Source organism: Chryseobacterium bernardetii (assembly GCF_003815975.1).
Taxonomy (GTDB): Bacteria; Bacteroidota; Bacteroidia; order Flavobacteriales; family Weeksellaceae; genus Chryseobacterium; species Chryseobacterium bernardetii.
Genome location: NZ_CP033932.1, coordinates 4,072,155 through 4,086,168, shown reverse-complemented (window position 1 = coordinate 4,086,168; position 14,014 = coordinate 4,072,155). Strand labels below are relative to the sequence as shown.

Sequence of the window (14,014 nt, the reverse complement as noted above, 5' to 3'; positions counted from 1 at the left end):
AAGCTAAATATATTTTCAAAAAAGTGTAACTTTGGTTACACTTTTTTTATTGTATGTCAAGTCATGTAAAAATCTGATTCTATGAAGAAAAGTATAATCATATTCTTTACAATTCTGGGGGCTTTCCTCAATGCCCAGAATATCAAAACCAAAAGAGGAATTATCAACTTAGACGGGATCCCGGTAGCCAAAATTTCAAATAAAGGCAGTGAGTATACTTTCATGGATTTGAAGGAAACTCCTTTGTATACTATAAAATTTATTGATAAAAGTATTGTAGACTCAGTAAGGGACAGCTACATTCAGATCAATAGAGTGTATAACAGGGATAAAACCATTGAGGTAGATTATTCATCACCTTCTGCATTTTCCGGTGAAGAAAAATCTGCAGTCTATACTTCTGTGAAAGATTTTAAAATCATAGATAATAAAGGAATCAATGTAAAGACTCTGGATGAATTGTTTTCAAATGTCCCTAAAAGAAAGCTGGACAGTAAGACAAAGGATGCCTATACTATCAGAAGGAAGATTGATAAAATGAACCTGGAAGTAAATAAAGTGGGAGAGATCCTCAGCAATGGCGTTCCTGTGGGTTATTTTACCAATTTACCGGTAAGCTTTGGTTCAGATGATAAAATCATGGAAAAAAGCTTTATAGATATTGAAATCTATGATGCAAAGAGTAAATATATTGGAAAGTATATTACCACAACCAAACAGCTGAAAACCGCCGGTGGGAAATCTTTTACTCTTTTCAAAGAAATGTCAGGCAGAGCTTCTATTCTGAAATATCCAACCTATAAAGCACTGGCAGAACGTATGGCGATTATGGATCCGAATTTTATCAAAGTTCAGGAAAAAGTAAATGTAGGCCCTGTTACAAAAGATACCCCGAATTAAATTGGCTAAGAAATATAAAACAAAATCCTCCGAAATGCTTCTGAGGATTTTTATCTGTCTGATTTGATAAATGTTCACTTATTATATTCGTGAATTTGTGGCTAAAAAAATAAGCCACGAATGCACGGATTTTTCTTTGTATGCAATGTAAATATAATATAATCATCTTGCGCAATCTGTTGGAGTTTTTTGGAGGATTTTGTCATTATGAAAGAATCTAAAAACATTACATATTAAAACAGGAGGCTGGATTCCTAAGGAATGACAAAGATTATGGGTATTTTATTCTTAGAAAATATAGTAAAATCTATTCAATAGAAACGGGCTTTAGCCCGTTTTATAATAAATATAAAATTCCAACAGCTTTAGCCAAAACGTATAAGTATAAGGATTATTTATATAATCTTGTCCCAAAATTAATCTGCATAATTAGCGGAATCTGCGAGACAAAAATAAAAAGTCCTTAATTAGAAATCCCCTGAGAAAAATCGGGATCATTTTTACAAACTCAAAATCACACCATTTTCTTTCAATTGCTGCATAGGTTTTGAAAACCAGAACAACTCAAAATCATCAAAATTTTCTTCAAACTGATTCTTAAGTTGTTGAATTGTAGGCTTTTTTTGGTTGTCGATAGAATGTTCTTTCAAAATATCCATCAGCCATTCTGCTTTATCCTGCTCCATCTCAACCTTTACAATATTGGTTTTTAGGTGGAATGTAAGAAGCGTATATGTACCGGAATATTTCTTTTTATTTTTTACGCGATTCTCAGCGATTACATTTTTGGTTAAAAAAACAACTTTTGAATTTCCCTTAAATTTAAAATCTTCATCTTCCAATAAGCTGTCATGAATATAATCAGGGTGAATAGTTGTTCTTGGAATTTTAAAATCAAACCATTCTTGAAGAGGAAGGTCAAAATTAATTCCATGCATATAATTGAATAAAGATTTTTTTAAGCCCGAACTAAATTTATCATGATTGATTCCTGTTTTATCTGTAAAATCAATATCATTATTAGCAAATAGAATTTCCTGTTTGATTGGGGTAACTCCAAATTCTTCAGGATTCAGCCCAACAGGTGAGTGGGCAGTCATTGCAAACTGATGCCAGAAGCCACTTTGCAGAATTCCCATTTCAAACAACTGGCGAACCATTTCCATAGAGTCAATTGTTTCCTGGATCGTTTGTGTTGGGTAACCATACATCAGATAAGCATGGATCATAATTCCGGCTTCTGTAAAATTTCTTGTCACTTTTGCAACCTGTTCTACAGAAATTCCTTTATCAATTAATTTCAATAAACGGTCACTTGCCACTTCAAGGCCTCCTGAAACGGCAACACATCCGGACAGTTTTAATAAATAACATAAATCTCTGGTGAAGCTTTTTTCAAAACGGATATTGGTCCACCAGGTAACCACAAGATTTCTCCGGAGGATTTCAAGGGCAACTTCTCTCATTAAAGCTGGCGGTGCAGCTTCATCTACAAAATGGAAGCCGGTTTCACCTGTTGTTTTAATAAGCTCCTCCATTCTGTCTACCAGAATCTTGGCAGAAATAGGCTCGTAGATCTTGATATAATCTAATGAGATGTCACAGAATGTACATTTCCCCCAATAACATCCGTGAGCCATGGTTAGTTTATTCCACCTTCCATCGCTCCACAAACTATGCATTGGATTGGCAATTTCAATGACTGAAATATATTGATCGAGTTTTAAATCCGTATAATCCGGAGTTCCGATATCTGACTGTTTGTAATCGTGCCTTTTTGAATTATTTTTATAGACAACTTTCTGATTTTCAAGTAAAAAAGTTCTTTTATACTGAGGTTCTTCGCTTTGTTCAGAAGAACAAATACTTTCATACAGGAGTTCAAGAGGAAGTTCACCATCATCAAGGGTGATAAAATCAAAAAATTCAAAAACTCTCTGATCCTTAACTTCTCTTAATTCAGTATTCGGGAAACCTCCGCCCATTGCAATTTTAATGTTCGGAAAATTTTTCTTTATAAACTGGGCACACCTGAAGGCTGAATATAAATTTCCAGGAAAAGGAATAGAAAAACAAACCAGTTTGGGTTGTACTGATTCTAATCTTTCGTGAAGAATTTTTAAAGTAAAATCATCTATAAATGTTTGTTGGGCAGATAATTTTGAATACAGTTCATCAAAAGAATTAGCACTTTTCCCCAAACGTTCGGCATATCTGCTGAAGCCAAAATCAGCATCAATATTTTCAACAATATAATCTGAAATATCTTCCAGATACAGGGTTGCCAAATGTTTGGCTTTGTCCTGTAAACCCATGTTCCCGAAAGCAAATTCCATATCATCCAATTGGTTGAAACGGGAAGCTTCGGGTAAAAAGTTCATGCTGCAGATCTGTCTTGCCAGTGTAGGGTTTTTTCCCTGTAAAAAAGGAATCACCTGATCTATCGTCTTTAAATACTCTTCTCTTAATGCATAAATCCTCTGTGTATTTTCAGAAGCATTCTGAAGATCAATTCCTTTACTGAAAACCTTCTGTAATCCACCTTTTGAAAATAACTCCAAAATAACATCTATTCCCAAATCAATCTGATAGCTGGAAATATTTTTAGTATTTAAAAATCCTTTAATATAAGCTGTTGCCGGATAAGGAGTGTTAAGCTGGGTAAAAGGCGGGGTAATAAGGAGCAGGTCTTTCAACAGAAATTTTTTGCAAAGTTATTCTAAAGTTTTTTCAGAAAAAAATTTTTTGCTCTGATTATAGACAGGTTTAAATCGTGTTGAAAAAATTCTCCCATAGATCTCAGATAGCTGAAAAGTATGATAGTGGAGATTTTTTTAACGAAGGTTTATGAAAGGTGCTACCTATTTTAAGGGAGCAAAGTAGGATCAATTTCACTAATTCTCTCTAAGCGAAAGCATAAACATAGAGCTTCTTCTGTGAAAAATTATTTAAATACTGAATCAGGTGGATGATTACTGATGAAATTAAGAAAAGACTCTTCTTCAAAATAGCCATTTTCATCTAAAATTTCAGGGCTTAAAACTTCTGCTTCCTGGGATCCGTCCAAAATTATATTCTCAATATTTCTTCCCCCTTTTGCTTCTATTTCATTGTGAAGACTTATTAAATATCTGGAATATATATTGCCTTCTGCCAGTGTATGATGTCCGTTTTCAGCAATAAGAACTGAGGATATATTTCCTCCAAAGTAGGTTTCATTGTCGTTGCCTGACGCTCCAAACAGTACATCACAGGAAAGGTTGCCGGTACAGTACAGTGAGCCGTATACAATTATATTTTTTGCTTGTATATTTCCAATAACAATAAGCACAACGTAGTCTTCAACAAAAAGATTTCCTGAAAGGCTGATATCTTTATCAAATAAAATTACCTTATATCCTTCACCATCTTCAGTTACCAAGTCAAGAGAGCCAGAGTCTTTATGTTCTGCAAGGACAATTGTGGGTTGTTCATCCTCATCAGGTTGTAAAGATGACATTTTTATTTTCTCTGCCATTTCCTGATCCAGCATTTCAAGAAATTCCGAAAAATCTTTTTCATGTAATGACTGATCTTGAAACAGTGTAAAATCTAAAGTTGATATAACTTTGGAATAAAAAATCCCTGACTCTCGTTTAAGGTAAGCATACAACTGATCTTTTGATAGCTTCTGTAATTCCTTCATGATTTTAAGTGTTAAGTATGAATTGTATTTTTACGATCAGAAATAACATTCAGGATAACTCCCAGCAGGATCAGTGTGATCCCGATCAATAAATTGACAGTGAACTTTTCATTAAACATAAATACGCTTACCATAACGGCAACTACCGGTTCAAGGGCTCCTAAAATGGCAACAGGCGTAGAGCCAATACTTTTAATTGCATATACTAGGCATAAACTGGAAATAACCGTGGTAAGGAAAGCAAAAATGAGAAAGTTAATAAAAATAGTCATTGAAGGAATCCCAAATGACTGATGCCCGATAACTGATTTACCCATAAAAAACAAAGAAGTAAAAAGCATAGAGTAGAAGGTAAGCTTAAACCCCGACACTTTTAGTTTCGATTTGTTAACAATTACCATATATAATGCATAAAACAATGAGCTGAGCATCACAATTCCCAATCCTGCAAAATTAATTTCCAAACCATTTCCCTTCAGGCATAAGACAATAACTCCGGCAAAGGCAAGAAGTAAGGAAACAACAGATAGTTTAGTGAGTTTCTCTTTGTAAAAGAAGAACATAATTAATGCCACAATTACCGGATAAATAAATAGAACGGTAGAGGCAATTCCCGGAGTGAGAAAATCATATCCTATAAAAAGAAATTCCGAGGAAAGAGCATAGCAGATTCCAAGAATGGCTAAAATCATGGCCTCCCTTTTATTGATTCTGAAATTTTGTTTAGAATAGATGAGATAAACTCCTACCATGAGAGCCGAAAAGAAAAATCTGTAAAACAATGCAATATCCATTGAAAAATGAGCCTGCTTGATCGGCAGAATAAAAATCGGAATCAATCCGTATGAAACTGCCGACAAAATACCCAATAAATAACCCCTAAGTTTCATTTGCTTTTTATAGTTTATAGTTTTTAAAATAAAAAACCACTGAATCAATCAGTGGTTTTTTTTAATTTTGTTAAAGATTAGATCGGTTTAAAACTTAATCCCTGCTCTTGCAGTAATATTTGTTCCTGCTCTTTATAGTAACCACTTACCAGTTTATCGTGAATTGCTTCAAACGCTGCCAGAGTTTCATTAATTTCAGCATCCGTATGAGAAGCGGTAGGAATCAGTCTTAAAAGAATCATTCCCTTCGGAATTACCGGATATACCACGACTGAAGTAAAGATCCCGTAATTTTCTCTAAGGTCTTTTACCAATAGAGTAGCTTCTACAGGAGTTCCCTGCATCATTACAGGAGTTACGCAAGTATTGGTATCACCAATATTGAATCCTCTTTCTTTTAATCCGTTCTGTAGTTTGGCTACATTTTCCCAAAGCTTAGCTTTGATTTCGGGTCTTGATCTCAATAGCTCCAGTCTCTTCAGTCCTCCTATTACCATTGGCATTGTAAGAGATTTTGCGAAGATCTGTGATCTTAGGTTAAACTTCAGGTATCTGATGATCTCTTTGTCTCCCGCAAGGAAGGCTCCGAAACCAGCCATAGATTTTGCAAAAGTAGAGAAATATACATCAATCTGATTGATGCAATCCTGCTCTTCACCAACTCCGGCACCTGTTTTACCTAGTGTTCCGAAACCGTGAGCATCATCCACTAAAAGTCTGAACTGATATTTTGATTTAAGTTCGCAGATCTCTTTGATTTTTCCCTGCTGGCCTCTCATTCCGAAAACACCTTCAGTAATCACAAGAATTCCTCCTCCTGTTTCTTCTGCCACTTTTGTAGCCCTCTGAAGGTTTTTCTCAAGGCTCTCCATATCGTTATGTTTGTAGGTAAATCTTTTACCTGAATGAAGTCTTACCCCATCCACGATGCAGGCATGAGAATCCATATCATAAACGATTACATCATTTCTGCTTACCAAAGCATCAATGGTAGAAACCATTCCCTGGTAACCGAAATTCAATAAATATGCTGATTCTTTTTGTACAAAGTCTGCCAATTCTCTTTCCAACTGAAGGTGCTGATCTGTTTCTCCAGACATTGCCCTTGCTCCCATTGGATAGAACATTCCGTATTCTGCAGCCGCCTTTGCATCTGCTTCTATTACTTCAGGATGATTACACAGCCCTAAATAATCATTGGCACTCCAGAAAATTACTTCTCTACCCTGAAATTGCATCCTCGGGCCGATAGGTCCCTCTAGTCTCGGGAAAATAAAATATCCCTCTCCGTAATCTGCAAATTGTCCAAGTGGTCCTGGATTTTCTTTTATTCTTTCAAAAATATCCAACATTGTATCGTAATTTTTAAGTAAAAAAGCCTTTTTTGTAGAACACGCAAAAGGCTTTATTATATCGTGATTTTATTTGTTCCTATTTAATAAACTCTGTCTTGAAGACTTCGTCATAATTGTGGACACAGTTGTTAACAAACCCCTGTTCGGCCATCCACTTATCACTGTATACTTTGGTGATGTATCTTGAACCGTGGTCAGGATAGATTAAAACAACCACATCATTTTCGGTTAATTCGTGAGAATTTGCATATTGCATCAGTCCCTGAGTTACAGCTCCTGTGGTATATCCTCCCATGATGGCTTCCTTTAAAGCAATTTCACGGGTTCTGTAGGCTGCCATTTCATCATTTACCCTTACAAATTCATCTACCTTGTCAAAAAGAAGTGCGGAAGGAATTAAATTTTTTCCCATTCCCTCAATCTGGTAAGGATGTACATCTTCTTTGTGAATTTCACCGGTTTCGTGATAGCTTTTTAATATAGAACCATCTGCATCCACCCCGATAATTTTAATATCCGGATTTTTCTCCTTCAAAAACTTTGCTGAACCAGATAAAGTACCTCCTGTTCCGGTACAGGCAAAAAGGTGAGTGATTTTACCTTCTGTCTGTTCCCAGATTTCAGGACCTGTAGTCTGGTAATGGGCATCAATATTCAGTTCATTAAAGTACTGATTGATGTAAATAGAATTGGGAGTTTCCAAAGCGATTCTTTTCGCTACTTCATAATAAGATCTAGGATCATCCGCCGGTACATTGGCAGGACATATATATACAGTAGCTCCTAAAGCCTTAAGATAAGCGATCTTTTCAGGTTTTGTTTTGTCGCTTACCGCGAGAATACATTTATAACCCTTAATGATACATACCATTGCAATAGAAAACCCAGTGTTTCCTGATGTTGTTTCTACAACAACGGAATCCTCTTTCAATAAGCCTTTTTTCTCTGCGTTCTCTATAATATGAAGTGCGATTCGGTCTTTGGTGGAATGTCCAGGATTATATGATTCTAACTTGGCATAAACGGTTGCTGGAATATCTTTTGTCACAGTATTTAGCTTCACCATAGGAGTATGTCCTATTAGGCCAAGAATATTATCGTAAACATTACTCATTATTTGTTATTTTCAATAAAAATCTGACTGCAAAAATACAAAAAAATAAATAATTACTAAACTTTTGTTTGATTTCTAGGGCATCGTTTTGTAAAAAAATATTTTCCTGTTTACAGGATCAGCACGAGTTTAATCGCAAATTCTGCGCCAAATTTTTAAATTTTGTTAAAAACAATATAAAATAATATAAAAGCCTTATTTTCGCATAATTGATTTAATACTATGAAAAATTGGACTTTTAGGCAATGGAACACCGTTTTAGGATGGGTGATTTTCGTCATTGCGTTTTTCACGTACTTGTCCACAATAGAACCCAATTTCAGTTTTTGGGATTGTGGTGAGTACATTTCTTCTGCAGTAAAACTTGAAGTAACGCATGCTCCGGGAGCGGCTTTATTCCAGATAGTGGGTGCCGTAGCAGCCATTTTTGCATTAGGGAAAGGCGAAAATTACTCCATCGTAATCAACGCGATGTCTGCATTGTTCAGCGCGCTGACTATTTTATTTTTGTTCTGGACGATCACTCATTTTGTGAGAAGATTACTGAACAAAGATTTTGAAGAAATTACAAAACATCAGGAAATCTCTATTTTATTTGCAGGAGCGGTAGGGGCACTTTGCTTCACTTTCTCAGATACGTTCTGGTTCTCAGCAGTAGAAGGTGAGGTTTACTCAATGGCTTCTATGTTTATCGCGCTTTTGGTCTGGTTGATTACGAAATGGGAAAATGAGTATCAGGCAGCAGACAGTGAGAGATGGATTATCCTTATTTTCTTCGTTTTAGGGCTTTCTGTTGGGGTACACATGATGTGTATGCTGGCAACTCCTATGGTATGTCTTGTATACTATGCAAGAAACTATAAGTTTACCTGGAAAAACTTCATCTGGGCAAACCTTATTACCCTGTTGATCCTGAGTATGGTCTTCAAAATTATCTTCCCGCTGATTATGACGATGTTCGGAAGATTGGAGATTTTCTTTGTAAACGGTCTTGGGCTTCCTTTCCATTCAGGAACCATTGCTGCCTTCCTACTGATGGTGGTTATCAGCTATTTCTTAATCAAATATGCCAGAAAAACGAAAAAGAATCTGTACCAGACAATTGCTTTATCTGCAGTATATATGATTATCGGGTTCTCTTGCTGGATGGTAATTCCTATCAGAGCAAATGCCAATCCACCAATGAACCTTAACGACCCGGATACAGCAATTGGTATGCTGGATTACTACAACAGGGAACAATATGGTGACTGGCCAACAATTTACGGACAGAACTATACGGCTTTCCTTGATGCCAACGGAATTGAAAAGAATGAAGACGGAAGCTTTAAAACAAAAAAGACCGGTGAAATCTACGAAAAAGATGAAAAAACCGGAACTTACAGAAAAACCGGAGACCGATTCAACTATGTTTTCAATAAATCTCAGGTGAGTTTAATGCCAAGAATGTTTAATGAGGATAAGGATGTAATGGCTAATTATATTTCAATGTATGGCGCGCCTGATTTTACATTTAATTATGGTAATGAAGATGTGGCAGATAACCCTCAGGCCAAGCAGATCTTTGATGAGCTGAGAGCTAAGTATGATGATAAATCTATTACTGCTTCAGATTATTTAAAGGTAAAACCTTATAACCTTATTAATGTTCAGAAGCCTTCTTTCCTTCAGAATATGGATTATTTTATTTCTTTCCAGAACGGGTATTACTTTGTGAGATACCTGCTGTGGAACTTTGTAGGAAGACAGAATGACCTGGAAGGAAACATGGAAAGCACAAAAGGAAACTGGATTTCCGGAATTCCTTTTATTGATAATGTAAACGTAGGAAATCAGGATAAGATGCCTGCTAAATTTAAGAATGAAAGTACGGTGAAGTTCTTCTTCCTGCCATTAATTCTGGGATTAATCGGATTCTTTTTCCAGTTGAACAGGGATTTCGGAAGATTCTATGCTTTATTGTCTTTATTCATTATTACAAGTGTTGGTATTATTTTCTATACGGGGGTAAAGCCTTTTGAACCGAGAGAAAGAGATTATGCAATGGTAGGTTCATTCTATGCCTTTGCGATCTGGATCGGATTGGGAGCAGGTGCTATCTTATGGTTCTTACAGTCTAAGATCAAATCCAACGGTGCTAATATTGCACTGGGAGTTGTATTGTTAGGAGTGCCTTTCATGATGGGCTTCCAAAACTATAACGTTCATGACAGAAGCAACAGATATACAGCATACGACTATGCATATTCAGTGTTAAAATCATTACCGAAAAACGATATTTTATTCGTGTATGGTGATAACGATACTTATCCGGTTTGGGCAATCCAGGAAACGGAAAGATTCAGGGATGATGTGAAAGTGGTGAACTTCACACTTGCTTCAACGCCATGGAACCTTGATCAGATAAAGAGAAGAACTTATAATGCTATGGGAATCCCAAGTGAACTCACTCACGAGGATTACAGAGATGGTGTAAATGACCAGATCTATATGATGAAGAAAGAAGACTGGGAAGGGGTTTTCTCTATGCTGAAAGAACAGGGAGTTCCGGATACGGAATTCAAGGATTTCAGAAAGTATCTTACACAGGATTCTTTAACACTGAAAGATGCCATTAAGTTTATCAAATTCAAGTCTCCTGAAAAAGATCAGTTACTGAAAATGTACTTTGGAGAAGAGAAATATGAAAAGTATAACATTCTGCCGGTAAACAAATTTATCCTTCCTGTAAATAAAGAGAATGCCTTAAAAGCAGGAATTATCAATCAGGCAGATCTTCCTAATGTAGCAAATCAGATTATGATTACTTACAAAGGAAATACATTGTATAAAAACAACCTGATTCTAATGGATCTTTTAGCCAACTTCGATTGGAAACGTCCGATTAACTTCTCTTCAGGAGGTATTTATGACAGTGAAAATATTTTCTATCTTAATGATTATCTTCAGTTTGACGGGTTCAGCTACCGATTGATTCCAATCCAGACTTTGCCATCAGCAGACGGAGACATGGGAAGAGTAGATGTAAATAACCTTTATAATGTAGTGAAAAACTTCAGATGGGGGAACTTTAAAGACCTGAATGCTCACTTTGATGAAACAGCAACTTCCAATATCATCAGCTACAGAATGTCAGCAAGCAGAGCAGCTTCAGCATTGGCTCTAAGCGGACAGAAAACTAAAGCGTTGGAAATCCTGGATCTTGCAGCCAAAGAAATTCCTGCTGAAAAGTACAATGATCCACGCTCATTAAGCTCAATGGTAACCGGATATATCATCGCAGGACAGGAGCAGAAAGGATTGCAGCTGGCAGAAGTACTTAAAAAAGGAATTTTTGATGAGTATGATTATTACTTAAGCCTCTCTAAAGCAGATCAAAGCTATGTAAGAAGACAGATGAGAACAAAACCAATGGAATATTCTCTTGTAGTAGCAGCGGTTACAGATGCTTATACCAAGATGGGACAGAAAGAAAAAGCATATGCTTATCTGGTAAAATCCATTGAGCCGATTGATAAGAAATTCAATGCCTTTGTGAAGGAGCTTCAGCAGATGGGTAAAGAAAAAGCAATGAAAGAATCTGAAGATGTTCAAACAATCACGCCATTCTACCAATATTTATTTGATGTAATGGAGCCTTTTGATTCTACTTATTCCAAGGAAAAAGAAAATCAGATCACTTCAGCAATTATTAAAGTAACACAATAAAATTTTTAAAACGGAACTTCGGTTCCGTTTTTTTGTTATTGGCAATCCTGAATTTTAAGATTATATTTGTGGAACTAAAAATACATAATGGCTGAAACACAGAATAGCAGGTTTCCAATCTATGCCGTAATGGTTACGGTTATTTTTAAACTACTTTTTTTATTAACGCATTATATTCAGGAAGATGCTTTCATCACCTGGCGGGTAGCTCAGAATCTACTGGATTATGGAGTGATCGGCTTCAATGGTGATACTAAGATTTCAGCTTCTACCACTCATTTGTATGTTTTTGTGTCCTATATTTTCAATCTTATTTTTGGGAAAGAAAACTTTATAGAACCGCTTTTGATTTTTAATTCGGTCCTGTTTACCATAGGAACCCTGTTTTTATCACATCTGCTTCTTAAAAACCCTTGGCATAAAGCTATTTTTATTTTTTTACTCGGAATTTTACCCCCGGCTATTAAAATTTCAATTCTGGGAATGGAGTATGGGATCCTGTTTTTCCTGGAAATGTCCCTGCTGTATTACGGTTTCAATAAAGGAAAAAAATGGGTATTAACCCTTCTTCCGGTCCTGATTATGTTTACCAGAATTGATACCGTCATTTTCCTTGGAGTTGTATTTCTTGTTGACTTTTTCTGGAACAAAAAAATCAGATGGAGCTATATTTTTGGCGGAATTTTAGGCGTTTTATCAACGGTTGCTTTCAACTGGTTCTACTTTGGAGAAGTTGTAAATAACACTATTACTGCCAAAAAATTACTTTACGAACAGCAGCTGACTTTAGGGGAACATTTTGATTATTTTATGGTAAGCTTTGGAAATTTCTGGGGAATGCTGAAGGTTCCTGGAGCATTCAATCCCATTACAGTGATTATTCTTATTTTTGAGTTGCTTTGCTTTATTTATCTCATCAGACAAAGGGAAAAAAGAAATTATTACCTGTGGATGATCTTTATTTTTGGATGGGTAAAGCAGATTGTTTTTATTTCTCAAAAAAGCTTGTTCGATTGGTATTACTGGGTTCCGCAGCTTCTGCTTTTTGTTCCTGTTCTTATTTTTGTACTGGAGCAGAAGGAGAGAAGAAATTTATGGCTGTCACTGCTTATTTTGTTTTATATTGTTCCGATGCTGGCTTTTCAAACCATTCATTCTATTGCAACAGGAAATGGGGAATGGAACTACAGAAGAACTATCGGTATATTCCTGAACCAATATGAAAAAGATAAAAATCAGTGGATTTTATTGGAGCCTGCGGGGTATGTGCCTTATTTTTCGGGATTAAAAACTATTGATGAAGTTGGGTTGGTAGACAAACAGATTCAGGAAGAGATCAAAAAAGATAAAACAAATTACTGGATCAACACGGTTAAAAACAGAAAACCCAAATATCTGCTTTCCTATCAGAATTTATACGAAGGAAAGAACGCAGATTATTACCAAACCCATTATAAATTATTAAAGGAATTCAGGGTGAAAGATCACCTGAAAAGTGATAATAAAATACTGGAAAAAATCTACAATCTCAAGCCTTCCGGAACAGATTATAATTTATATATCCGGGTTAATTAAATAGAACATTTTTTAAAACACCTGGATTTTCCAAACCCAGACCCCTGTAAACTATTATCTAAAATCTAATACCTAACTTATGAAATATTGTGCTTTTCTCCGTGGTGTCAATGTAAAAGGAACCAATATGAAAATGGCAGATGTATGCCAGGTCTTTAAGGATGCCGGAATGAAAGATGTGGCTTCTATATTGGCTTCCGGCAATATTGTGTTTTCGTCTGATAAAAGTGCTGAAGAATTAAAAGTAATTCTTGAAAAGGCGATGTCTGAACATTTCTCTTATGAGGCTTTTTTGTTCATAAAATCTCACGAAGAAACAGAAATTTTTTGGAAGAGTATTCCTTTTGAAAAGAATGAAGATCTTCATATTTATGGCTTTGTCGGGATACCGGGAGTGGAGAATGTTTTAATGGAAGAATTCCAGAAAACTTCCCGGACGGAAAATGAAAAAGCTGAAATCGTTAATGATATATTTTACTGGCAGGTTCCCAAAGGAAATACATTAGATTCTACTTTTGGGAAAGTCTTAGGAAAGAAAAGCCTTAAAGATCAGATGACCAGCAGGAATGTGAATACGTTTGAAAAGATTTTAAAAAAGATGGAGTAATTGTTATCTACAATACAACGTAGCAATCAAAAAAGCATTAATAAATCATAAGTATTGTATAATCAGTGCGATAAATGATTTGTATAGTTCAATAGGAACGGGCTTTAGCCCGTTCTTTTTTATCCAAATTCCATTGGCTTTAGCCAAAACCTTATTTGCAATCTTTGCCATTCAGTCATG

9 protein-coding genes are annotated in these 14,014 nt (G+C 35.7%); 4 read left to right on the top strand and 5 right to left on the bottom strand.

Annotated features, from left to right (window positions below):
* The first annotated feature begins 81 nt into the window (after window positions 1-81).
* Complete coding sequence (locus EG339_RS18545; RefSeq protein WP_123871406.1) at window positions 82-900, top strand: hypothetical protein; 819 nt, start codon at window positions 82-84, stop codon at window positions 898-900.
* A 500-nt stretch (window positions 901-1,400) separates the two neighbouring features.
* On the opposite strand, the gene EG339_RS18540 is transcribed toward EG339_RS18545, so the two are convergent.
* From EG339_RS18540 to EG339_RS18520, 5 genes are all read right to left on the bottom strand, one after another.
* On the bottom strand, window positions 1,401-3,596 hold the full coding sequence (locus EG339_RS18540; protein WP_123871405.1) for a B12-binding domain-containing radical SAM protein: 2,196 nt from the start codon (window positions 3,594-3,596) through the stop codon (window positions 1,401-1,403).
* A gap of 248 nt (window positions 3,597-3,844) precedes the next feature.
* Window positions 3,845-4,585 carry a hypothetical protein gene (locus EG339_RS18535; RefSeq protein ID WP_123871404.1) on the bottom strand — a complete coding sequence of 247 codons (741 nt, stop codon included), beginning with the start codon at window positions 4,583-4,585 and terminating at the stop codon, window positions 3,845-3,847.
* An 11-nt stretch (window positions 4,586-4,596) separates the two neighbouring features.
* Window positions 4,597-5,475 carry a DMT family transporter gene (locus tag EG339_RS18530; protein ID WP_123871403.1) on the bottom strand — a complete coding sequence of 293 codons (879 nt, stop codon included), beginning with the start codon at window positions 5,473-5,475 and terminating at the stop codon, window positions 4,597-4,599.
* A gap of 77 nt (window positions 5,476-5,552) precedes the next feature.
* Window positions 5,553-6,824 carry an aminotransferase class I/II-fold pyridoxal phosphate-dependent enzyme gene (locus EG339_RS18525; protein WP_185146558.1) on the bottom strand — a complete coding sequence of 424 codons (1,272 nt, stop codon included), beginning with the start codon at window positions 6,822-6,824 and terminating at the stop codon, window positions 5,553-5,555.
* Between the two features lie 82 nt (window positions 6,825-6,906).
* A complete protein-coding gene (locus EG339_RS18520; protein ID WP_123871401.1) occupies window positions 6,907-7,944 on the bottom strand; it encodes a PLP-dependent cysteine synthase family protein in 1,038 nt (345 codons plus the stop codon).
* A gap of 222 nt (window positions 7,945-8,166) precedes the next feature.
* On the opposite strand from EG339_RS18520, the gene EG339_RS18515 reads away from it, so the two are divergent.
* The 3 genes from EG339_RS18515 to EG339_RS18505 all read left to right on the top strand — a co-directional run bounded on the left by EG339_RS18515 (window position 8,167) and on the right by EG339_RS18505 (window position 13,834).
* Window positions 8,167-11,652 carry a glycosyltransferase family 117 protein gene (locus EG339_RS18515; RefSeq protein ID WP_123871400.1) on the top strand — a complete coding sequence of 1,162 codons (3,486 nt, stop codon included), beginning with the start codon at window positions 8,167-8,169 and terminating at the stop codon, window positions 11,650-11,652.
* Window positions 11,653-11,739: 87 nt separating this feature from the next.
* On the top strand, window positions 11,740-13,227 hold the full coding sequence (locus EG339_RS18510) for an LTA synthase family protein (protein ID WP_123871399.1): 1,488 nt from the start codon (window positions 11,740-11,742) through the stop codon (window positions 13,225-13,227).
* Window positions 13,228-13,306: 79 nt separating this feature from the next.
* Window positions 13,307-13,834, top strand: coding sequence for a DUF1697 domain-containing protein (locus EG339_RS18505; protein WP_123871398.1), 528 nt, complete (start codon window positions 13,307-13,309; stop codon window positions 13,832-13,834).
* The last annotated feature ends 180 nt before the right edge of the window (window positions 13,835-14,014 follow it).